Source organism: Nocardioides psychrotolerans (genome assembly GCF_943371775.1).
Taxonomy (GTDB): domain Bacteria; phylum Actinomycetota; class Actinomycetes; order Propionibacteriales; family Nocardioidaceae; genus Nocardioides; species Nocardioides psychrotolerans_A.
On record NZ_CALRWD010000082.1, the window covers coordinates 1 to 20,701 of the forward strand.

Consider the following 20,701-nt stretch of genomic DNA (forward strand, 5'->3'; position numbering starts at 1 on the left):
GCGCTCAGGCGGGCGCTGCGGCACACGACTCGAGCGTCGGACGAAGCCCGCTCCCCCCGACCCACCGGGACGAGCGAGCAAGAGCCCTTAGGAGTCGGACTTCTTGTGGCGCGGCTTCTTGAACGGGCGCTCGTCGTCGCCGCCGGAAGCGGGACGGGCCGAGCGGGTCGGGCCGCCGTCCTCGGACAGCTCGATGAGCTTGCCGCTGATGCGGGTCGACTCGAGCTTCTTCCAGACCTCGGTGGGCAGGTCGGCCGGCAGCTCGACGAGCGAGAAGTCGGGCCGGATCTGGATGTGGCCGAAGTCGCCGCGGCTCAGGCCGCCCTCGTTGGCGATGGCGCCGACGATCTGGCGAGGCTCGATCTTGTGGCGCTTGCCGACGTTGATCCGGTACGTCGCCATCGGCACGTCCGGGTTGCCGCGGGGGCGACGCTCGGGGCGCTCGCCGCGCTGGGGCCGGTCGCCACGCTCGGGACGGTCCGGGCGCGCGCTCTTCTCGCGCTCCTTCTGGGCGGCGCGGCGCTCGACGGCGGGGTCGAGGAGCAGCGGGGTGTCGCCCTGGAGCACGATCGCCAGCGCAGCCGCGACGTCGACCTCGGGCACGTCGTGCTCACGCATGTAGTGGGTGACGACGTCGCGGAAGAACGGCACCGACTCCGAGCTCAGCGCGGTGGTGATCTGGTCGTCGAAGCGCGCGAGGCGCGTGACGTTGACGTCCTCGGCGGTCGGCAGCGACATCTTGGTCAGCGGCTGGCGGGTGGCGCGCTCGATGTGCTTGAGGAGGTACTGCTCACGCGGCGTGACGAACGAGATGGCGTCGCCCTTGCGCCCCGCGCGGCCGGTGCGGCCGATGCGGTGGACGTAGGACTCGGTGTCGGTCGGGATGTCGTAGTTGACGACGTGGCTGATCCGGTCGACGTCGAGACCGCGCGCGGCGACGTCGGTCGCGACGAGGATGTCGAGCTTGCCGGACTTGAGCTGGTTGACCGTGCGCTCGCGCTGGGCCTGGGCGATGTCGCCGTTGATCGCGGTGGCGGAGAAGCCACGGGCGCGCAGCTTCTCGGCCAGCGTCTCGGTCTCGTTCTTGGTGCGGACGAAGACGATCATGCCCTCGAAGTTCTCGACCTCGAGGATGCGCGTGAGGGCGTCGACCTTCTGCGGGTAGCTGCAGATGAGGTAGCGCTGGGTGGTGTTGGCCGACGTGGTCGTCTTGTTCTTGACCGTGATCTCGACCGGGTCGTTGAGGTACTTCTTCGACAGCCGGCGGATCTGGGGCGGCATGGTCGCGGAGAACAGCGCGACCTGCTTGGTGTCGGGGGTGTCGGCGAGGATCGTCTCGACGTCGTCGGCGAAGCCCATGTTGAGCATCTCGTCGGCCTCGTCGAGCACCAGGAAGCGCAGCTCGCTCAGGTCGAGCGTGCCCTTCTCCAGGTGGTCCATGATCCGACCCGGGGTGCCGACGACGATGTGGACGCCGCGACGCAGGGCGCTGAGCTGGACGCCGTAGGCCTGGCCGCCGTAGACCGGCAGGACGTGGACGCCACGGGTGTGCGCGGCGTACTTCTCGAACGCTTCGCAGACCTGGAGCGCGAGCTCACGGGTCGGGGCGAGCACGAGGGCCTGCGGCTTCTTCTGCTTGATGTCGAGCTGGTCGAGGATCGGCAGCGCGAAGGCAGCCGTCTTGCCGGTGCCCGTCTGGGCCAGTCCGACCATGTCGTTGCCCGCCAGGAGGGGCGGGATGGTGGCGGCCTGGATGGCCGACGGGCTCTCGTAGCCGACGTCCTTGAGGGCCTTCAGGACCGCGTCGCCGAGGCCGAGCTCGGCAAAAGTAGGCGTCTGGACGGCTTCGGTCTGTTCGGTGCTCACGGTATGACGGTAGTGGTTGTGTGACTCCGCACCCATTTCCTTGGCGCGGAGGCGTTGGTCACTCCGGTCGTACGTCGGCCTCCGCCGCCTCCACCTCGGCGAACCGGACGCGTGCCGCCGCAGCGTCGGACGCCTGCTGCTGCACCACGTCGAGCACCAGCGCCCGGCCACCGGCCTCGGCCCTCGGATCGGTCCAGACCTGCTCCCAGGTCAGCCGTCCGGCCGCGACCCGGTCGTGCAGCGAGCGTCGCTCGAGCGAGGCCTCGGGATCGCTGGTCAGCCCCTCGAGGAGGCGCCGCGTCGACTCGTCGAGACCGTCGCGCGCCTCCTGCTCGCGCGCGACGGCGACGTGCTCGGCGACCCGGGCCAGCGCCGCCTCGAGCCCACGGGTCGCGACCTGGAGCTCCTGATGCTCCAGCACCTCGGCGGTCGTGTCCTCCGGTGGGGTCGAGGCGTCGAAGAACCCCGGCGGCAGCTCGGTCATGCGACCGTCCCGGTGCTGCCGTAGGTGCTCGAGCCCTCCTCGTCGTAGACACCTTCCAACGGACCTGGCGCCATCAGCACCCCGTCATCGTCGTCGTAGTCATCGGTGGTGTCGGTGTCAGCGGAGTCCTCGTAGTCGTTGTCGCCCAGGTCCTCGAGCTCACCGTCGAGGGTGTCGGTCTCCTCGCCCTCGGGGCTGCCGAAGTCGGCCACGTCCCCCAGCGCGTTCTCGATCTCGCTCAGATCGGTCGGCAGGTCGCCGAGCGGCACCATCTCCCCGATGACCGGGAGGCTCTGCACGACCGCGAGGAGCTCCTGGAACTTGGCGAGGCGGTCGGCCTGGGTCTCGGCCCACGCCTGGATCTCGTCCACCAGCGCGAAGCAGTCGTCGATGATCGTGCGGACCTCGTCGATGTCGTCGAGGATGTCCTGGATGATCGCGCCCTTGGTGCGCGCGATGTCCACCGCCAGCAGCACCCAGCCGAGGCCGGGCACGAACCGGCTGGCGACCTTGGAGCTGAGCTTGGCGAGCTTCTTGCCGAGGATGACGAGCACGTCCTCGACCTCGACCGCGATCTTCTCCGACATCTTCGCGATCTCGGTGAACACCACCGAGCCCTCGCCGATGCCCTTGCCCACCAGGGCCATGACGGCGTTGTAGAGGTTGAGCTGGGCCACCAGGCCCAGGCTCGCCTGGCCCTCGAGTGCCAGGAAGACCTTGCCGGACAGCTGGGTGAAGTTGCCGCCCCACTGCTGCATCGCACCGTCCACGATCCGGCAGGCGGAGGCGTTGGCCTGGATCTGGGCGTAGTTGGCCGAGAGCGGGAAGACGATGAAGTCGCGCAGGCTCAGCGGGCTGAGCGGCTCGATGCCGACGCCGCACTTGTTGATCAGGTCGATGCCCCAGTTGATCGTGTCGCGGGCGGTGTCCCAGGTGGCGGAGGCCGCGTCGAAGGCGTTGTTGTGGTTGAGGGTCTCGCTGCCGGGCTCGGGCTCGGTCAGCGCCGCACCGAGGTCGGCGATCTCGAAGAACTCGATGTCGACGTCGATGGGCGCCGGCAGGAGGTGCGAGGGGACGCCGGACCCGCGGTAGTGGGTGAAGACGTGGTTGATCTCGCCGTCGCGCATGTCGATGGCGCGAGCGGAGGTGTGCACGGCGTCGCTGACGCCCTGCCACCGCTCGTTGAAGAGCTGGCGCATGTCGTCGAAGTAGCCCGCGACCAGCGGCAGCATGTCGCCGATGGGCTTGAGCGCGCAGGAGTCGTAGGCGAAGCCGCTGGGGTCGCACACCTTGTCGCCGAAGTAGACGTCGATCTCGAACGCCTGGTCGCCGACCTTGTTCATGGCGGCGAACATCCGCTCGAGGTTGCCCCACTCGATGGTGAGCTGTCCGCCGGTCATGTCGGTCCTCTCGCTGCCGGGTGCCGCTGGTTGCTGGAGGGTGACTACCCGTCGGAGGCGGCCGACAAACGGCGCGGGCTCAACCGGCGTACGTCGTGGCGACCCGGGTAGCGATCTCGACGAGCTGCTCCTCGGGCCGGGGATCGCCCAGCCCGTTGCCGGACGCCTCGACCACGAGCAGGCCCTCGTCGACCGATGTGACGACCCGGGCGAGCGGCTGCCCGCCGTAGTCACCCGTCATCAGGACGGCCTCGACCCCGCCGAGGTCGAGCGGCTCCTGGGCGAGCCCGGGGTCGGACTCCTCCTCGACCAGCTCGGCGAGCGTGCGGTCCGGCTCCTCGAGGCTCCATCGGAGCAGCAGGCTGTCGTCGGGGTCGACCCGCGTGGCGCAGACGGTGCGCAGCCCCTCGGTCGTCGGTCCGGTCACCGCCTGCGGCGTCCCGGCGGCCTCGGTGAGCTGCTCGTCCGTGACGACGTCGCACGGTGCGCCGGCCGCGCCCGCAGCGTCGGTGGCGCCGGCGGCGCCTGCGGTGCTGGCCTGCTCGGAGGTGGGCTGCTCGGAGGTGGGCGGGTCGGTCGCGCCGTCGTCCTCGCCGCACCCGGTGAGGGTGAGGGCGAGCACGGCGACGGCGGTCAGGGCCAGGGAGGGGCGACTCATGCTGCGAGTCCTACCCACCCACCCGGGGGATCACTCCACCGTGACGCTCTTGGCGAGGTTGCGGGGCTTGTCGATGTCGTGGCCGAGCACCTGGGCGGCGTGGAAGGCCAGCAGCTGCAGCGGGATCGTGAGCAGGATCGGGTCCAGCTCGCGCTCGTTGCGGGGCACGTCGATGCGTCGGCAGGGGACCTCGCCCAGGTCGACGTCGGCGTGGGTGACGACGACCAGCGGGCCCCGGCGGGCGGCGATCTCGTGCAGGGCCCCCACGTTGCGGTCGGTCAGCTCGTCGGCAGGGACGATCGCGATGGTCGGGACGTGGGGCGAGATCAGCGCGAGCGGGCCGTGCTTGAGTTCGGAGGTCTGGTAGGCCTCGGCGTGGCGGTAGCTGATCTCCTTGAACTTCTGCGCACCCTCCCGGGCGACGGGGAAGCCCCGGACACGGCCGACGAAGAACAGGGACTCCGCTTCCGCGAGGTCGGTCGCGAGCTCGGCGAGGGCATCCTCGCCGTCGAGGACCTCCTGGATCTGCTCGGGCAGCCGAGACAGCCCCGCGATGAGCCGCTTGCCGTCGGCGATCGACAGGTCGCGCACCCGACCGAGCTGGAGCGCCAGCAACGCGAAGCCGAGGAACATGTTGGTCAGCGCCTTGGTGCTCGCGACCGCGACCTCGGGCCCGGCGTGGAGGTAGATCCCGCCGTCGCACTCGCGCGCGATGGCGCTGCCCACGACGTTGACCAGGCCGATGACCCGTCCGCCCTTGCGGCGGATCTCCTGCACCGCCAGCAGGGTGTCGATGGTCTCGCCGGACTGGCTCACCGCGACGTAGAGCGTGTCGGGCTCGACGACCGGGTTGCGGTAGCGGAACTCGCTGGCCGCCTCGGCGTCCGCGGGGATCCGCGCGAGCTCCTCGATCAGCGAGGCGCCCATCTGGCCGACGTAGTAGGCCGACCCGCAGCCGAGGATCTTGACCCGCTTGATCGCGCGGGTCTCCCGCGCGTCCATGTGGAGCCCCCCGAGGTGGCCGGTGCCGAAGCGCTCGTCGAGCCGGCCCCGGAGCACCCGCTCGGCCGCGGCCGGCTGCTCGAGCATCTCCTTGCGCATGAAGGAGTCGTGCTCGCCGGCGTCGTACGACGCAGGGTCGATGTCGACCTCGGCGGCCTGGCGGGCGATCCGGGTCAGGTCCTGGCGGTAGGTCGTGAAGCCGGTGGCCGTCAGGGTCGCCATCTCGCCGTCGTCGAGGTGGGCGACGGTGGTCGTGTAGCGGACCAGGGCGCCCAGGTCGGAGGCGACGTGCATCTCCTTGTCACCGACGCCGATGATCAGCGGGCTGCCGTTGCGTGCCACGACGATGCGGTCGGGGAAGTCGGCGTGCAGGACCGCGATGCCGTAGGTCCCCTCGATCGCGGCGAGGGCCTCGGCGACCCGCTCCTCGAGGGTGTCGGCGGTGGAGCGGGCGACCAGGTGGGCGATGACCTCGGTGTCGGTGTCGCTCGCGAGGTCGACGCCGTCGTCGCTCAGGCGCTGACGCAGCGCGGCGGCGTTGTCGATGATCCCGTTGTGGACGACCGCCACGTCGCCCTTGGCATCGACGTGGGGGTGGGCGTTGACGTCGTTGGCCGGGCCGTGGGTCGCCCAGCGGGTGTGCCCGATGCCGGCCTTGCCGGTGAAGCGCTTGGGCAGGTCGGCGCCGAGGTCACGCACGCGTCCTGCCTTCTTGGCCACCTTCAGGCCCGAGCCGAGGACCGCCACGCCCGCGGAGTCGTAGCCGCGGTGCTCCAGCCGGGCCAGGCCCTCGAGCAACAGGGGTGCTGCCTGCTGGGTGCCGATGTAGCCGACGATGCCGCACATGGGGGTGTCCTATCCGTAGATGACGCGGCGCAGCTGCCGCTCGGTGAGCCGGGGAGCGGCGACCACGCGGTCGGCCAGCTCCTCGGCGATGCGGGCGAAGATCTGGGGGTTCCTCGCTCCGTAGGTCTTCAGCTCGGCGTGCCGCCGCCGCACGTAGTCCTCGACGGGCTCGGCGTGGAACGCCAGCACGTCCTCGACCACGCGCGCCGCCTCGGCCGGGCTGAGCCCGGTGCTCGCCACCACGCGATCGATCAGGGCGGGATCGGGCAGCACGAGAGGACTGTCCGTCCCTTGACTGTCGAAGTGCAACTTCCTGCCCGACATCGGGCAAGAACTTGCCGCAACGGCCGAGCTCGAGTGACGCGCATCGCACCGCAGGCGGTGCCGCTGCGCGCGGAGAGACGCGTGGGACTACGCGCCCATCGGCCCTTCGGCGTCGGTGGAGCGCCAGGATCGATCTGAGCCGTTCTCGTGGGCCCAGGTGGTGGGACATCGGCCACTTTCGGGAACCACTGGGTGGTCCTGTGGGGAAATGTTAGTGTTGGTGAACACAAGATGAACACGAGGTGTCCCATGCACGAATCCCAGATGACCACCCCCCAGCTCGTCATGCGGTGGATCCCCGTCCGCAACGCCGACGGACGCACCGTCATGGAGTCGTGCTGGATCTCCGCCAGCGAGGTCGCAGTCGCCACCGCGGCGCCCGAGGTCACGCACGTCGTCCACGCGGCCTGACCGGCGCCTGACCGCCGTCGGGTCATGATGGGGACGTGAGCGCCCCCCTGACCCCCCTCGCCCTGCTCGACACCGACTCGCTGATCAGCGCGGAGGACCGCGCGATCCGTGACACGGTCCGCTCCTTCGTCGACGACCGGCTCCGGCCCGAGATCGCCGAGTGGTACGAGACCGGCGAGGTCCCCGTCCGCGAGCTCGCCCTGGAGTTCGGCAAGCTCGGCCTGCTCGGGATGAAGCTCGAGGGCTACGGCTGCGCGGGCACCAGCGCCACGGCGTACGGCCTGGCCTGCATGGAGCTGGAGGCCGGCGACTCGGGCCTGCGCTCCATCGCGTCGGTGCAGAGCTCGCTGGCGATGCAGGCGATCTATGCACACGGCTCCGAGGAGCAGAAGGACGCCTGGCTGCCGCGCATGGCCACGGGTGAGGCGATCGGCTGCTTCGGCCTGACCGAGCCCGACTTCGGCTCCAACCCCGGCGGCATGCGCACCCGGGCGCGTCAGGACGCCGGCGGCGACTGGGTCCTGACCGGCAACAAGATGTGGATCACCAACGGCTCGGTCGCCGACGTCGCGGTCGTCTGGGCGCAGACCGACGACAAGGTCCGCGGCTTCGTCGTGCCGACCGACACCCCCGGCTTCAGCGCGAGCGCCATCAAGCACAAGATGTCGCTGCGCGCGTCGATCACCTCCGAGCTGGCGATGGACGACGTGCGGCTGCCGGCCGACGCCGTGCTGCCCCACGCGCGGGGACTGTCGGGCCCCCTCTCGTGCCTGACCGAGGCCCGCTTCGGCATCATCTTCGGCTCGATCGGCGCCGCCCGCGACTGCCTGGAGACGACGATCGCCTACGCCCGCGAGCGGGAGATCTTCGACAAGCAGCTCGCCGCCTACCAGCTCACGCAGGCCAAGCTCGCCGACATGACCGTGGAGCTCGGCAAGGGGATGCTGCTCGCGCTGCACCTGGGGCGGCTCAAGGACTCCGGTCACATCGAGCCCGCGGCGATCAGCATCGGCAAGCTCAACAACACCCGGGAGGCGCTCGCCATCGCGCGGGAGTGCCGCACGGTCCTGGGCGCGGCCGGGATCACCCTCGACTACCCGCTGATGCGCCACGCCAACAACCTCGAGTCGGTGCTCACCTACGAGGGGACCTCGGAGGTGCACCAGCTCGTCATCGGGCAGGCCGTCACGGGTGCGTCGGCCTTCCGCTGAGGGCTGTTCAGAAGAAGTTCGTCGGACCGGGAATGAAAACGGACGCAGGTCCGGTTACAGTGGTTGAGAGTTCAACCAACACCCACCGACCTCCGAGGAGCCCCCATGACCACCGACTTCGACGCCGCCACGAGCGCCATCACCGACATCACCGGTGACTACACGATCGACCCGAGCCACTCGCGCCTCGGCTTCACCGCCCGCCACGCGATGGTGACCAAGGTCCGCGGCCACTTCGCCGACTTCTCCGGCACCGCCCACATCGACGCGACCACCCCGTCGGCCTCCACCGTGTCCCTGGTCATCAAGACCGCCAGCGTGAGCACCGGCAGCGCCGACCGCGACGGCCACCTGACCTCCGGCGACTTCTTCGGTGCCGAGGAGAACCCCGAGATCACCTTCACCTCCACCGACGTCTCGCGCGACGGCGACGACTGGTCCATCACCGGCGACCTGGTCATCAAGGGCACGTCCAAGCCCGTCACCATCGTCTTCGAGCAGACCGGCTCGGCCCGCGACCCCTTCGGCAACCTGCGCGTCGGCTTCGAGGGCGAGACCACCATCAACCGCAAGGACTGGGACCTCACCTGGAACGCCGCGCTCGAGACCGGCGGCGTCCTCGTCTCCGAGAAGATCAAGCTGGACTTCGACGTCTCGGCCATCCAGAACGCCTGATCGACCGCTCCCCCTGGGGGGAGCACTCACCGTCCCCGCGGGGCCGCCGGCAAACCGGCGGCCCCGCGGCGCATTTCCTGCTTCGATGACGCCATGCCCGCACCGCTCGCTCTTCCTCCCGGTCTCACCCAGCGCGCGTTGACCCTGGCCGATGCCGCCGCCGTCACCGCGGTCATGGCGGCCCAGGAGCTCCACGACGTCGGGGAGGTCGTCATCGAGGAGGCCGACATCGTGGCCGACTGGCAGCGCCCGTCGTACGACGTCGCCCAGGGCACGGTGGGCGTCTTCGACGACGATCTCCTCGTGGGCTACGCCGAGGTCGGCGGTGGGGACCGAGGTGACGCGGCGGTCCACCCCGACCACCGTGGTCGCGGGATCGGCACCGAGCTGGCCCGCTGGCTGCGCGAGCGGGCCGGCGAGCAGGGCACGCCGGTCATCGGCATGCCGGTGCCGCAGGGGTCGGCCGGCGACCGGCTCCTGGCCGACCTCGGGTGGCACGTGCGCTGGACCAGCTGGGTGCTGGGGCTGCCAGAGGGGGCCACGATCCCCGAGCGACCGCTGCCCGCGGGCTATGCGCTGCGGGAGGCGGCGCCGGCCGACCACCAGGCGGTGTGGGCCCTCAACGAGGACGCGTTCCTCGAGTGGTCCGAGCGTGAGCGCCAGGACTTCGCCGACTGGCAGGCCTCGGTGCCCGGACGGCCGGGCTTCGAGCCGTGGAACCTGCGGATCGTCACCGATGCCTCCTCGGTCGTGGTGGCGCTGGCGCTGGTGCTGCTCACCGAGGGCGGTGAGGCCTACGTCGACCGGCTCGCGACCCATGCGGACCACCGCGGTCGCGGCCTGGCTCAGGCCCTGCTCGTCGACGCCTTCGCCGCCGGGCGGGAGCGCGGCGCCCGGCGGTCCGCGCTGTCGACCGACTCGCGCACCGGCGCGCTGGGGCTCTACGAGAAGGTCGGCATGACGGTCACGTCGACCTGGGTCAACCGGGCGATCGCGGTCGGCGCATGAGTACGCCGCCGCTGCCGCGGGGGCTCACGACCCGATCGCTCACCCTCGAGGACGTGGCCCCCGTGCTCGCCGTGATGGTGGCCGAGGAGCAGGCGGAGCTGGGCCGTGTCGAGACCGACGAGGCCGACATCCTCGGCGACTGGCAGCGACCCAGCGTCGACCTCGCGCGCACGACGGTCGGTGTCCTCGACGGCGAGGCGCTCGTGGCCTACGCCGAGATGGCCGGAGCCGACGTCGGCTACGCCAACGTGCACCCCGAGCACCACCGCCGCGGGATCGGCACGTGGCTGGCAGCCTGGTTGGTCGCGAAGGCGCGCGAGGAGGGCTCGACCGTGATCGGCGCCCAGCTCCTCGAGGGCGGCTCGGCCGATCGCCTCCTGGCCTCCCTGGGCTGGGAGCCGCGCTGGACCGCCTGGGACCTGACGCTGCCCGAGGGCGCCGAGATCGCTGCCCAGCCCCTTCCGCCGGGCTACGCCCTGCGCGACCTGACCCCCGATGACCACGTCGCCGTCTGGACGCTGCTCGAGGACGCCTTCCTGGAGTGGTCCGACCGCGAGCGGCAGAGCCTCGAGGACTTCGCGTCCCGGGTGTGGCTGCGCCCCGGCACCGAGCCGTGGCACCTGCGAGTCGTCACCGACGCGGCCGGCGAGGTCGTGGGCGCCACCCACGTCTTCCTCGCCGGGGAGGACGGCTACGTCAACAAGATCGGCGTCCGGCCCGACCAGCGCGGGCTGGGGCTGGCCCGCTCGATGCTCGCCGACGCCTTCGCGGCCGCCCGGGCCCACGGCGCCGCCCGCTCCAACCTGGCGACCGACTCGCGCACCGGAGCCCTCGGGCTCTACGAACGCGTGGGGATGGTCGTCACCTCCACCTGGGTCAACCGGGCGATCTCCACGACAACTACCTAGAACCTGTTCCAGTTCTCTGGTTGGCTGAGGCGCATGACCGCCGTCGTCACCCGCTTCGACTTCCGCGCGCCGGGCGCCGATCCCGGCACCAGGCGCGAGCTCTTCGCGCGCGCCCTCGACCAGGCGGCGTACGCCGAGGAGCACGGTCATGCCGCCCTCATGCTCTCGGAGCACCACGGCTCCGACGACGGCTACCTGCCCAGCCCGATCCCGGTCGCGGCGGCGATGGCGGCACGCACCAGCACCATCTCGATCGCGGTGTCCGCGCTGCTGCTCAACCTCTACGACCCGCTGCGCGTCGCCGAGGAGATCGCCGTGCTCGACCACCTCAGCGGTGGGCGCGTGACCTACACGATCGGGCTCGGCTACCGCCGCGAGGAGTACGACGCGTTCGGGCGCCCGTGGGCCACCCGCGGTCGCGACATCGAGGCCGCCGTCCGCGTGCTGCAGCAGGCCTGGACCGGTGAGCCCTTCGTGCACGAGGGCCGGACCGTGCGGGTGACTCCCCCGCCCTACAGCCAGCCGCACCCGGTGCTCTTCTACGGCGGTGGCTCACCGGCCGCGGCCAAGCGGGCAGCGCGGCTGGGGCTGCACTTCCAGCCGCAGGACGCCGACCGTGCGCTGAAGGCCCTCTACGAGGAGGAGTGCCGGGCGCAGGGGCGCGAGCCGGGCATGGCGATGCTGCCCCCGCGCGGCCCGGCCAACATCTTCTGCGCCGAGGACCCCGACGCGTTCTGGGCCGACTTCGGCCACCACCTGCTCGCCGACGCGCAGGGCTACCAGGCGTGGCGCTCGACCGACGCTGTCGGTGGTGCCGTCACGTCGTTCGTGCGCGACGACTCGTCGTCGGTCGCGGAGATGCGCGCGGCCGGTGTCTACGTGGTGCTGACCCCCTCCGCGCTCGTCGATCGCTGCCGCAGCCGCGAGATCCGGCTGATCACCTGCCACCCGCTCTGCGGCGGACTGCCCGCCGAGCCGTCCTGGGAGAGCCTGCGGCTGATCAGCGAGGTCGTCGCCCCCGCGCTGGCCTGAACGCCGAGTCGGCGCGATGTTGCAGCCCCGGGGCCGCCGCGGGTCGCCCGGGCGATGGCAGCAGCGGGCTGGCGGCCGGCGTGCGGCTCAGACGAGGACGGCGACCAGGTCCGCGCCGAGGGTGATCCGGTGGCCGTCGGTGAATTCGATCGTGTCGCCGTCGTGGCGCTCGATGACGCCGGTGGCCATCACGAAGGAGTAGTGCGGCCGACCCGCGGCGGGCGCGGGGTCGACCCAGTAGCCGACCATCGCCCGCACGGGGCCGCGCGCGAGCACGTCGGTGAGGAGCGCGCGCACCACGACGCCGAAGGTGCCGGCGCAGCCAGTGCCGTCGTTGACCAGGACCAGGTCGGCGTTGAAGTCGGACTCACGGTCGAAGCGGCCGACGTGCTGGGCGATGAGCCCGGCGTCGGACTCCCGGTTGACGTTGACGCCCTCGAGGCTGTCGAAGGTGGTCCGGGTCAGGGTCGTGCTGGGGGGGAAGCTCATGCGGTGACTCCTGTGGTCGCGTGCCGAGGGAGCGGGTGGGGGGATGCCCATCCAAGAGACAGATCGGCCGACCCGCAGCCGATCTGAGGGAAACGACCCCGACGCACTAGTCCGGTCGGTGCGTGAGCACCACCCGACCGGCTGATGCGCGCGGGTCAGGCCCCGGCCTCGACGGTCGAGACGACCTCCGTGCTCGACGGGTCGCGCGGGGTGGAGGAGAAGCCGAAGGCCGGCGGCGGGTCGATCGGGGCGAGCGCCCCGAGGTCGCGGCCGTCGAACGCCCCGGTCACCGCGAGGACCCGCCGGTTGTCCGTGGCGCCGTACCACTCGCGGCGGCCGTTGCCCGCGGATCCTCGCGTGCGGACGCCCGTCAGCACCACCCGCGCGACGACGTCGGTGAGCGAGCACCACCACGGCGCCTGGGCGATCGAGCGCGGGATGCAGCGCAGCAGCCAGCCGAGCGCGGTGCGACGACCGACCGTCCAGTCCAGCTGGAGCGAGCTCGACCGCAACCGCCAGCGATCCCCGTCCACACGCACCTCGAGGGGCTCGACGCGGATCTCCTCGAACTCGTAGGTCGCGGCCACGAACCGGGCGACGTCGCTGCTCGCGGCGACGAGCACGCGGTGCCCGTCGGGCAGCTCGACCATCGCGTCCGAGAACGCGCCGTACGGCGAGGCACGCCAGTGCCCCACGACGACCCGGGTGCCGCTGGTGCTGCCCAGGCCCGAGATGACGCCGTGGAACCGGTCGCGCCGGCGGGTCATCGGATGGGCGCACCCGAGATCGTGCGCGCGATGACGAGCCGCTGGATCTCGGAGGTGCCCTCGAAGATCGTGTAGATCTTGGCGTCGCGGGCCATGCGCTCGACGGGGTACTCCCGCGTGAAGCCGTTGCCCCCGAGGATCTGCATCGCCTTCTCGGTCACGCGCACGGCCGTCTCGCCCGCGAAGAGCTTGGACATCGAGCCCTCGGCCTTGTCGAAACGCTTGCCCTGGCTGGCCAGCCACGCCGCGCGCCACACCATGAGCCGGGCGGCCTCGATCTGCGTGGCCATGTCGGCCAGCGCGAAGGCGATGGCCTGGTTCTCGATGATCGGCTTGCCGAACTGCTCGCGGGTCTTGGCGTAGTCGAGGGCCACCTCGTAGGCGGCGCGGGCGATCCCGATCGCCTGGGCTCCGACGGCGGGACGGGTGCGCTCGAAGGTCGCCATCGAGGCGTTGCCGCTCGAGCTGGCGCCCTCGCGGGCCCGGGCCATGCGGGCGTCGAGCTTCTCCTTGCCGCCGAGCAGGCAGCGGCCGGGCACCCGCACGTTGTCGAGGACGACCTCGGCGGTGTGCGAGGCGCGGATGCCGTGCTTGGCGAACTTCTGGCCCTGGCTGAGCCCCTTGGTGCCCGGGGGCACGACGAAGCTCGCCTGCCCGCGCGTGCGCAGGTCGGGGTCGACGACGGCGGTCACGACGTGCACGTCGGCCAGGCCGCCGTTGGTGGCCCAGGTCTTGGTGCCGTTGATGATCCACTCGTCGCTCGCCTCGTCGTAGCGGGCGCGCGTGCGCATCGCGCCGACGTCGCTGCCCGCATCGGGCTCGGAGGAGCAGAAGGCGCCGAGCTTGAGGTCGCCGGGCTCGCCGAACATCTGCGGCACCCACTCACCGACCTGCTCGGGCGTGCCGTTGGAGGAGACACCGGCCGCGGCGAGCGCGGTGCCGACGATGGCCAGGCCGATGCCCGCGTCGCCCCAGAAGAGCTCCTCCATGGCGACCGGGATGCCCAGGCCGGTGGTGTCGAAGCTCTGGGTGGCGAAGAAGTCGAGGGAGTAGATGCCGACCTTGGCGGCCTCCTCGAGCACCGGCCAGGGGAACTCCTCGCGCTCGTCCCACTCGTGGGCCGCCGGTCGGATCACCTCCGCGGCGAACTCGTGGAGCCAGGACTTCAGCTCGAGGTGGTCGGGGCCGAGCTCGAAGGAGGGAGTCGTCACGTACTGGAGAGTAACGACTGGCGGGAGGGCCTGTGCCGTGATTCCGGGGACTGTCGGCGGCGACGGCTTCACTGGTCCCATGACCGACCTGCCGCCCGACCTGCTTCCCGACCTGCCTCCTGTCGTCGCCGCCTACGTCGCGGCGGACGCCGGCACCGACCTCGACGCTTTCGTCGCGCTCTTCGCCGAGACGGCAGTCGTGGTCGACGACGGCCGCACCTTCTCGGGGCGCGAGGGCGTGCGGTCGTGGAAGGCGCAGACGACCTCCGAGTTCACCTACGAGACCTCGCTGGTCTCTCATGAGCGTCTCGCCGCGGGGCAGCACCGGGTGGTGGGGCACCTGACCGGCGACTTCCCCGGCGGCGAGGTCGACCTGACCTACACCTTCGTCATCGCCGAGGAGGTGATCGAGCGGCTGGAGATCGACGCGTGAGGCCATACTGACCGCCATGGCTGCCGACCTCAGCAGGTACGACGACTGGCTGGCGTGGCTGCGCACGCGCGCCGCGGCGGACCCCGACGTGCTCGTGGTCTGGGTGGGCGGCTCGGCGGCCACGGGTGGTTGGGACGAGCACTCCGACCTCGACCTCGAGGTGCTGTGCGCACCGGGAGCGGTCGGGTCGGTCTACGACCGGTGGCTCGCGGCGGCGCGGTCGGACTTCGCGCTGGTCGACGTGTGGGAGCTGCCGGTGGCGACCTGGCCCGACGGGCGCCAGGCCTTCCTGCACCTCGGGGCGGACCCGGGGGCGCTCGCGGCGCCGACACGGATCATCGACCTGCACCTCTCCGACCTCAGCGACGCGCACCGCCACGTCGACGTACGCCGTCATGGCACGCCGATCGTGCTGCACGACCCCGACGGGCTGGTCGTGCTGCGCCACGACGACGAGGCAGCGTTGCGGGCGGCCGTCGCCGAGACCGTCGATCAGGTGCGCCAGCGGCAGTCGACCGCCGAGTGGCTGGTGGCCCGGGCGCTGCGGCGTGGGCACCTCGCGGAGGCGACCGCGCTCCACGTGCGCTTCGGGCTGACGCCGCTCGTGCAGCTGCTCCGGATCCGGCACTGTCCGTGGCGCCACGACTTCGGGCTGCGCTACCTGCACGACGACCTGCCCGGCGATCTCGCCGAGCAGGTCGAGGCGCTGCTGCCGGGGCCGGACCTGGAGGCCAGGTCCCGCGCATGTTTCACGTGGATCCGGGAGCTGCTCGACGAGCAGCTCCCGGATCGCCAGGTGGACGACGTCGACTAGTCAGGCGGGGCAGGTCAGGGAGCGACCTGCTTGCCGGTCCTGAGCCTCAGGCAGATCCCTCCGACGTGCACCCTGGTGTGGTCCGACGGCACCGCGAAGTGCCACGCCCCGGTCCGGTGCCGGGGCCCCACCCCGAGGAAGTCGGCGCCGGCCGCACTCGGGTCCTCCAGCGAGAAGCCGTGGACGACGTAGGCCGCCTCGCTGGCGTTGCAGTCGGCCGTCACGACCGCGTCCTCGGCGTGGTCGGTGATGACCTTGCCGGACGAGGTGTACTCCGGGTCGAACGACGCGAAGAGGTCGTGGGCGTGAGCACGCGCCGCGTTGACGTTGGTCGCCGCCTGGGTCTTGAGGGTCAGGCAGCGGTGGAAGCGCGTGACCTGGGCCGTGCCGCTCACCGTCCTGAAGGTGAACTGCCAGCTGGTCGCGGCACTCGAGCTGGCCCAGCTCCGGCGGACCTGGGGCGTGCTGGTCGGGTCGGTGTAGTTGGACCAGCCGTTGGCCACGGAGATCTGGTTGGCGGCGCACGGGCTGGTGCTCACCGCGGTGTCGGCGCTCGTGACGTTGGTCGTCCCGTCGTCGAAGCGGTCGCTGATGGTGAGCAGGTGGTCGGGGTTGGACCCACCCCTGGTCGTGCTGTTGAGGCACACGACGTAGGCCGTCACCTGGGCCCGGGCAGGCGCGAGGTTGGTCATCGAGAAGTCCCAGCGGTTCCGGGCGTTGGCACCCATCCCGTTGCGCCCCACCGACTCGGTGACAGCGACGAGCGACTCGTCCCCCGCGACGTGGCTGCCATCCTCGGCGTTGGAGTCGTCGACCTTGTCGACCGTCCAGGTCCCGTCGACAGCGAAGTCACCGGAGTCGCAGGCGACCACGAACTTCTTGGTGTTCTCCAGGGCCGGGCCGTCGAACTCCGCGTCGGGGTCGAGGGCGTCGAGGACGACGTGGGCCTGCTTCTTGTAGACCTGCAGGTGGTGCGTCTTGGACGGAGCCGCCTCCGCCGTGGTCGTGGTGAGTGCGAGGCCGAGCGGAGCGAGCAACGTCGCGAGTGCGACGCCGACGACTCCCAGGCGCGATCGAGTGGTCATGGACTTGTCCCCCGTTGTCGATTCCGAGAATCACGCCCCCCAGCGTGTCGACATCCCCATGACCTGCTCGACGCTTTCGACCGTAGGCGCATACCTAATTCAGGGGAAGTGCGGGCATGCGCTGGTCTGGCCCACCAAAATCCGACATCGCCGTGTCAGTCGGCCTCCTCCTCGCCCGCATCCGCCTCGGCCCCGTCGGCGAGGATCCCGTAGAGCTTGCGGCGGGTGTCGACGAGGACCTCCATGGCGGCGGTGCGCTGCTGCTCGGAGCCGGACGTGACGATCTGCCACACGGCACCCATGAGCTGGCCGATCTCGGGCTTGAGATCGCCGGCCCCGCTCTCCTCCGCCGCCTTCTCGCGACGCTCGAACGGCGCCCACACCCCGGCGAGCTCGTCGGCGTGCTCGTCGACGTACGCCACACCCTCGGCCGTCAGCCGCAGGGCGCGGCGTCCGCGTCCCTCGTCGGTCTCGACGAGACCCTCGTCCTCGAGCTGCTGGATGGTCGGGTAGACCGACCCGGGGCTGGGACGCCAGGCGTCCTTGCTCTTCTCGGCGATCTGCTGGATCACCTGGTAGCCGTTGACCGGCTCCTCCGTCAGCGTCGCCTCGCGGAGCACGTCGAGGATCGCGGAGCGCACGTCGCCGCGCCGCACCCGCGGCCCCCGCCGCTCGTCGGGTCGGGCGAGGCCGAAGAGGCCGGCCATCCACGGCGGCGGACCGCTGTGGCCGGAGCGGCCCCATCCGGCGCCGTCCCATCCCGGCCCACCGCGGCCTCCGCGGTGCTGCTGCCAGGGGTTCTCGGGCCCACGGGCCCACTGCCTGTTGCGTCCTGGGTGTCCCATCTCGGGACCTCCTTCGTCTGTGGTCTCGGGTTGTCGCGGCCTGCTCGACGTCAGGATGACTGTCGACGACTGCTCGCGATATATCGTGAGCGTACGCCGACAATCGGTCTCGCACCAGGGCTGGCTCGGGTCGTGTGCCGGCGGCAGCGCTCGAGCGCCGGCTGAGGCACACGACCCGCCCGGCCGGCGGGGGGCCCTGCGGCCCCCGGTCCTCAGCGAGCGACCGACGCCAGCCACCCCAGCACGAACGCGACCGCGAGGGTGACGACGGCAAGCCCCGGCACGACCAGGTCGGCGTGGCGAGCACCCGGCTCGAGCACCGCGTAGAACCCGAGGTCCGCCCGGCGGTAGGCGACCACGTAGGCCGCCGGGAGCACCAGCCCGGCGAGCGGGTGCCACGACCGGACCGGCCCACGCGACAGCAGCACGTAGTCGGCCACCACCAGCGCCGGCGTCACGGCGTGCACGAGCACCGACCACCCGGTCGACAAGCCACCGCCCAGGAGCACCGCGTGCGTGCCGGCCACCACGACCATCAGCACCGCGAGCATCCCGCGCAGCAGGGTCGCCTCGACCCGCGGCGCGACCACGGCGACCAGCGCCAGGCCGACGTAGGTCACCGCGACGAGCAGGCTCGCGGCGACAGCGAGCATCCGGACGTCGCCGCCGTACGACGCCAGCGACAGCACCACGCCGCCCGACGCCGACGCCCCGATCGCCAACCGCCACAGCCACGTGGGCACCAGCGGCGCCAGGGGGCGCGGCAGGTCGACCGGCTGCGCCGCGGAGCTGGCGGGGAACGCCTGGACGGACGTCATGCACCCCTCAACGCGCCGACGCCCGCCGGGTCACGCGGTGGTGGCTCCGGCGACCGGCACGACCACGAGCGGCAGGCTCAGCCGGCGAGCCAGGCGGCGTAGGCGTCGAAGGTGTAGGGCCGGCCGAGGAAGTCCTCGACCAGGTCGGCGGCGTCCTTGCTGCCACCGGGGGCGAGCACGCGGTCGCGGTAGCGCCCCGCGGTCGAGGTGTCGAAGAGGTCGGCCGGATCGAAGGCGCTGAAGAGGTCCTTGGCGATCACGAGCGACCACATGTAGGTGTAGTAGGCCGAGCTGTAGCCACCGAGGTGGCCGAAGCTGGCGAACATGTGGGTGTCCTCGATGTAGGGGAACGGCGAGTAGCGGGTCTGGAGCTCGCGCGTCCTGGCCGTGAGGTCGTCGGGCCGCTCGGAGTGGAACCAGTAGGACATCGAGGCGTAGAACATCTGCTGGCGCGCGAGGTAGGCCTTGCCGAAGTCGTCACCGGTGCGCATGCGGGCCACGAGGTCGGCGGGGATCGGCTGACCGGCCGCGTCGGTCGCGAAGGAGGCGAGGACCGCCGGGTCCCAGGCCCACTCCTCGAGCATCTGGCTCGGCGCCTCCACGAAGTCCCACTCGGTCGCGACCCCGGCGAAGCGGGTCCACTGCGCGCGACCGCCGAGCACGTGGTGCACCAGGTGGCCGAACTCGTGGAAGAGCGTCACGACGTGGTCGTGCTCCATCAGCCCGCGCGCGAAGTTGCACACCAGGACGCCCTCGGGCAGCTGCTTGCCGAGCACCCCGTCGGTGAGGGTGAACTGCGCGGCGTGCTTGTACTTGCCCTCGCGCGGGTGCAGGTCGAGGTAGATCCGACCGAACGGCTCGGCCGTCCCCGCGTCGGCAGAGGCGTCGAAGACGTCGTACGCCGTCACGTCGTCGTGCCACACGGCCGCGTCGGTGACCGGCTCGTAGCGCAGGCCGAAGAGCCGCCCGGTGACGTCGAGCAGCCCCTGGCGCACCTTGGCGAAGTCGAAGTAGGTGCGCACCTGCTGGGCGTCGACCTGGAGCTGCTCCTTGCGGACCAGCTCCTCGTAGTAGGACGCGTCGGCGCCGGTGATGTGCTCGGCGTCGGGGTGGTCCTGGCGGAAGCGCGCCATCAGGATCGCGAGGTCGCGCTGCATCGGCTCCTCCGCGGCCTCGGTGATCTTGTCGATGAACGCGGGGATCGCCGGGCCGGTGCCGATCATCTTCACGTCGGCGTCGTAGGAGGCCCAGTCGTCGTAGCCGACCAGCGTCGCCAGCTCGTGGCGCAGCGCGAACATCTCCTTGAGCAGCGCGTCGTTGGTCGGCCAGCCGCGGTTGAGGAAGGCCATCGTGATCTCGCGGCGCACGTCGGCGTCGTGGGCGAACATGCGGACCGGGACGACGTCGGGGTAGTCGGTCGTGACCGTCACCAGCCCGTCCTCGCCGGCCGGGTGCGCCTCGAGCCAGTCGGACGGCAGCCCGTCGAGCCGCTCGGGGGTGACCCGGATCGTGCGCACGTCGTCACGGATCACCTTGCCGAACTCCTGGTCGAGCTCGGTGACGCGCTCCTTGATCGCAGTGATGCGGGCACGGGTCTCGTCGTCCTGGTCGACGCCGGAGCGGCGGAAGTCGTCGAGCACCTTGGCCAGCAGCCGGCTCGCCTGGTCGTCCAGCCCGGCCGGGTCCAGCGGCGCGAAGACGTCGTAGAGCGCGCGGTCCAGGCTCAGCTCGGTGATCAGCCGCATCACGTCCTGCTCGGCCTTCTCGGCCGCCCCGCGCACGTCCTCGGCGGGGTGCACGTTGCTCAGCAGCGAGCCCATCGCCGCGACGTTGGAGAGCTGCAGGCTGATCTCGTCCCACTGCCGCAGCGCGTCCATCGTGTCGGTCGGCGGGCTGGCCCGCAGCGCGTCGACGAGGCGGCGGGCGGTGCCCATCCCCTCGGTCGCACGGGTCTGCACCCAGGCGAGGGCGTCGGCGGCGGCGGGCAGGGCGAGGGGCGTCGTCGTCACGGAGCCCAGCCTGCCACGGCCGCAGCGGTGGTCGAGCAGCGAGCGCAGCGAGCGGTCGTCGAGACCCTCGCCGTACGCCGAGGTCTCGACAGCCGCGCGTCGCTGACGCTCCTCACTGCTCGACCGACGGCAGGGCCAGCTGGTCGCGGCGGCGGGTCAGGTAGGCGACCTCGGCCGCGTTGTCGGTGGCGGCGATCGCGGCGTCGTAGGCCTCGCGAGCCTCGGCGCTCCGGCCGAGGCGTCGCAGCAGGTCGGCCCGCGTCGCGTGGAAGGCGTGGTACGACGACAGGGCAGGTGCGCGCGCCGGGAGCCGGTCGACGTCGGCCAGGGCCACGGCCGGGCCGTCGAGCTCCGCGACCGCGATCGCGCGGTTGAGCTCGACGATCGGGGACGGGTCGAGGGCCA

General features: G+C 71.5%; 21 protein-coding genes and 1 pseudogene. 8 read left to right on the top strand and 14 right to left on the bottom strand.

Features of this window, described 5'->3' with window-relative positions; genetic code table 11:
- Positions 1-87: 87 nt before the first annotated feature.
- The 6 genes from AAG827_RS18645 to AAG827_RS18670 form a co-directional block, all read right to left on the bottom strand.
- The gene (locus AAG827_RS18645) at positions 88-1,866 is read right to left on the bottom strand and encodes a DEAD/DEAH box helicase (RefSeq protein ID WP_341927717.1); all 1,779 of its coding nucleotides are present in this window, start codon (positions 1,864-1,866) and stop codon (positions 88-90) included.
- A gap of 58 nt (positions 1,867-1,924) precedes the next feature.
- On the bottom strand, positions 1,925-2,350 hold the full coding sequence (locus tag AAG827_RS18650) for a hypothetical protein (RefSeq protein WP_341927718.1): 426 nt from the start codon (positions 2,348-2,350) through the stop codon (positions 1,925-1,927).
- Positions 2,347-3,750, bottom strand: coding sequence for a hypothetical protein (locus tag AAG827_RS18655; protein ID WP_341927719.1), 1,404 nt, complete (start codon positions 3,748-3,750; stop codon positions 2,347-2,349). Before AAG827_RS18655 ends, AAG827_RS18650 begins: the two co-directional genes overlap by 4 nt.
- 79 nt (positions 3,751-3,829) lie before the next feature.
- Positions 3,830-4,408 (bottom strand): hypothetical protein, encoded by a 579-nt coding sequence (locus AAG827_RS18660; RefSeq protein ID WP_341927720.1) that lies wholly within the window; start codon positions 4,406-4,408, stop codon positions 3,830-3,832.
- 30 nt (positions 4,409-4,438) lie between these two features.
- Entirely contained in the window at positions 4,439-6,256 is a 1,818-nt protein-coding gene (gene glmS, locus AAG827_RS18665) for a glutamine--fructose-6-phosphate transaminase (isomerizing) (RefSeq protein ID WP_341927721.1), read from the bottom strand.
- A 9-nt stretch (positions 6,257-6,265) separates the two neighbouring features.
- A complete protein-coding gene (locus AAG827_RS18670) occupies positions 6,266-6,529 on the bottom strand; it encodes a hypothetical protein (protein ID WP_341927722.1) in 264 nt (87 codons plus the stop codon).
- Positions 6,530-6,844: 315 nt separating this feature from the next.
- Between AAG827_RS18670 and AAG827_RS18675 the strand changes: the two genes are divergently transcribed.
- From AAG827_RS18675 to AAG827_RS18700, 6 genes are all read left to right on the top strand, one after another.
- Positions 6,845-6,991 carry a hypothetical protein gene (locus AAG827_RS18675; protein WP_341927723.1) on the top strand — a complete coding sequence of 49 codons (147 nt, stop codon included), beginning with the start codon at positions 6,845-6,847 and terminating at the stop codon, positions 6,989-6,991.
- 35 nt (positions 6,992-7,026) lie between these two features.
- The gene (locus tag AAG827_RS18680) at positions 7,027-8,202 is read left to right on the top strand and encodes an acyl-CoA dehydrogenase family protein (RefSeq protein ID WP_341927724.1); all 1,176 of its coding nucleotides are present in this window, start codon (positions 7,027-7,029) and stop codon (positions 8,200-8,202) included.
- Positions 8,203-8,307: 105 nt separating this feature from the next.
- The gene (locus AAG827_RS18685; RefSeq protein ID WP_341927725.1) at positions 8,308-8,877 is read left to right on the top strand and encodes a YceI family protein; all 570 of its coding nucleotides are present in this window, start codon (positions 8,308-8,310) and stop codon (positions 8,875-8,877) included.
- Between the two features lie 93 nt (positions 8,878-8,970).
- Positions 8,971-9,885 carry a GNAT family N-acetyltransferase gene (locus AAG827_RS18690; protein WP_341927726.1) on the top strand — a complete coding sequence of 305 codons (915 nt, stop codon included), beginning with the start codon at positions 8,971-8,973 and terminating at the stop codon, positions 9,883-9,885.
- On the top strand, positions 9,882-10,793 hold the full coding sequence (locus tag AAG827_RS18695; RefSeq protein ID WP_341927727.1) for a GNAT family N-acetyltransferase: 912 nt from the start codon (positions 9,882-9,884) through the stop codon (positions 10,791-10,793). The genes AAG827_RS18690 and AAG827_RS18695 overlap by 4 nt, the downstream gene beginning before the upstream one ends.
- Positions 10,794-10,826: 33 nt before the next feature.
- A complete protein-coding gene (locus tag AAG827_RS18700) occupies positions 10,827-11,825 on the top strand; it encodes an LLM class flavin-dependent oxidoreductase (RefSeq protein WP_341927728.1) in 999 nt (332 codons plus the stop codon).
- A gap of 87 nt (positions 11,826-11,912) precedes the next feature.
- Here AAG827_RS18700 and AAG827_RS18705 read toward each other — a convergent pair whose 3' ends face one another.
- From AAG827_RS18705 to AAG827_RS18715, 3 genes are all read right to left on the bottom strand, one after another.
- Positions 11,913-12,314, bottom strand: coding sequence for a hypothetical protein (locus AAG827_RS18705; protein WP_341927729.1), 402 nt, complete (start codon positions 12,312-12,314; stop codon positions 11,913-11,915).
- A gap of 155 nt (positions 12,315-12,469) precedes the next feature.
- On the bottom strand, positions 12,470-13,081 hold the full coding sequence (locus tag AAG827_RS18710) for a hypothetical protein (RefSeq protein ID WP_341927730.1): 612 nt from the start codon (positions 13,079-13,081) through the stop codon (positions 12,470-12,472).
- The gene (locus AAG827_RS18715; protein WP_341927731.1) at positions 13,078-14,292 is read right to left on the bottom strand and encodes an acyl-CoA dehydrogenase family protein; all 1,215 of its coding nucleotides are present in this window, start codon (positions 14,290-14,292) and stop codon (positions 13,078-13,080) included. Before AAG827_RS18715 ends, AAG827_RS18710 begins: the two co-directional genes overlap by 4 nt.
- Before the next feature lie 79 nt (positions 14,293-14,371).
- Between AAG827_RS18715 and AAG827_RS18720 the strand changes: the two genes are divergently transcribed.
- Both AAG827_RS18720 and AAG827_RS18725 read left to right on the top strand, forming a co-directional pair.
- Positions 14,372-14,725, top strand: coding sequence for a nuclear transport factor 2 family protein (locus AAG827_RS18720; protein WP_341927732.1), 354 nt, complete (start codon positions 14,372-14,374; stop codon positions 14,723-14,725).
- 16 nt (positions 14,726-14,741) lie between these two features.
- Positions 14,742-15,539 (top strand): nucleotidyltransferase domain-containing protein, encoded by a 798-nt coding sequence (locus tag AAG827_RS18725; protein ID WP_341927733.1) that lies wholly within the window; start codon positions 14,742-14,744, stop codon positions 15,537-15,539.
- 14 nt (positions 15,540-15,553) lie between these two features.
- Here AAG827_RS18725 and AAG827_RS18730 read toward each other — a convergent pair whose 3' ends face one another.
- From AAG827_RS18730 to AAG827_RS18750, 5 genes and pseudogenes are all read right to left on the bottom strand, one after another.
- A complete protein-coding gene (locus tag AAG827_RS18730) occupies positions 15,554-16,624 on the bottom strand; it encodes a hypothetical protein (protein WP_341927734.1) in 1,071 nt (356 codons plus the stop codon).
- 155 nt (positions 16,625-16,779) lie between these two features.
- Complete coding sequence (locus tag AAG827_RS18735; protein ID WP_341927735.1) at positions 16,780-17,469, bottom strand: PadR family transcriptional regulator; 690 nt, start codon at positions 17,467-17,469, stop codon at positions 16,780-16,782.
- Positions 17,470-17,681: 212 nt separating this feature from the next.
- On the bottom strand, positions 17,682-18,287 hold the full coding sequence (locus AAG827_RS18740) for a hypothetical protein (RefSeq protein WP_341927736.1): 606 nt from the start codon (positions 18,285-18,287) through the stop codon (positions 17,682-17,684).
- A gap of 77 nt (positions 18,288-18,364) precedes the next feature.
- The gene (locus tag AAG827_RS18745; RefSeq protein WP_341927737.1) at positions 18,365-20,296 is read right to left on the bottom strand and encodes a M3 family metallopeptidase; all 1,932 of its coding nucleotides are present in this window, start codon (positions 20,294-20,296) and stop codon (positions 18,365-18,367) included.
- A gap of 112 nt (positions 20,297-20,408) precedes the next feature.
- Positions 20,409-20,701, bottom strand: a pseudogene (locus AAG827_RS18750) (RNA polymerase sigma factor); the annotation flags it as partial.

Bases quoted from the DNA above. Each gene is read 5' to 3' on its own strand.
- AAG827_RS18650 (WP_341927718.1), bottom strand. From the start codon at position 2,350: ATGACCGAGCTGCCGCCGGGGTTCTTCGACGCCTCGACCCCACCGGAG.
- AAG827_RS18655 (WP_341927719.1), bottom strand. From the start codon at position 3,750: ATGACCGGCGGACAGCTCACCATCGAGTGGGGCAACCTCGAGCGGATG.
- AAG827_RS18660 (WP_341927720.1), bottom strand. From the start codon at position 4,408: ATGAGTCGCCCCTCCCTGGCCCTGACCGCCGTCGCCGTGCTCGCCCTC.
- glmS (WP_341927721.1), bottom strand. From the start codon at position 6,256: ATGTGCGGCATCGTCGGCTACATCGGCACCCAGCAGGCAGCACCCCTG.
- AAG827_RS18675 (WP_341927723.1), top strand. From the start codon at position 6,845: ATGACCACCCCCCAGCTCGTCATGCGGTGGATCCCCGTCCGCAACGCC.
- AAG827_RS18685 (WP_341927725.1), top strand. From the start codon at position 8,308: ATGACCACCGACTTCGACGCCGCCACGAGCGCCATCACCGACATCACC.
- AAG827_RS18690 (WP_341927726.1), top strand. From the start codon at position 8,971: ATGCCCGCACCGCTCGCTCTTCCTCCCGGTCTCACCCAGCGCGCGTTG.
- AAG827_RS18695 (WP_341927727.1), top strand. From the start codon at position 9,882: ATGAGTACGCCGCCGCTGCCGCGGGGGCTCACGACCCGATCGCTCACC.
- AAG827_RS18700 (WP_341927728.1), top strand. From the start codon at position 10,827: ATGACCGCCGTCGTCACCCGCTTCGACTTCCGCGCGCCGGGCGCCGAT.
- AAG827_RS18705 (WP_341927729.1), bottom strand. From the start codon at position 12,314: ATGAGCTTCCCCCCCAGCACGACCCTGACCCGGACCACCTTCGACAGC.
- AAG827_RS18710 (WP_341927730.1), bottom strand. From the start codon at position 13,081: ATGACCCGCCGGCGCGACCGGTTCCACGGCGTCATCTCGGGCCTGGGC.
- AAG827_RS18720 (WP_341927732.1), top strand. From the start codon at position 14,372: ATGACCGACCTGCCGCCCGACCTGCTTCCCGACCTGCCTCCTGTCGTC.
- AAG827_RS18725 (WP_341927733.1), top strand. From the start codon at position 14,742: ATGGCTGCCGACCTCAGCAGGTACGACGACTGGCTGGCGTGGCTGCGC.
- AAG827_RS18730 (WP_341927734.1), bottom strand. From the start codon at position 16,624: ATGACCACTCGATCGCGCCTGGGAGTCGTCGGCGTCGCACTCGCGACG.
- AAG827_RS18735 (WP_341927735.1), bottom strand. From the start codon at position 17,469: ATGGGACACCCAGGACGCAACAGGCAGTGGGCCCGTGGGCCCGAGAAC.
- AAG827_RS18740 (WP_341927736.1), bottom strand. From the start codon at position 18,287: ATGACGTCCGTCCAGGCGTTCCCCGCCAGCTCCGCGGCGCAGCCGGTC.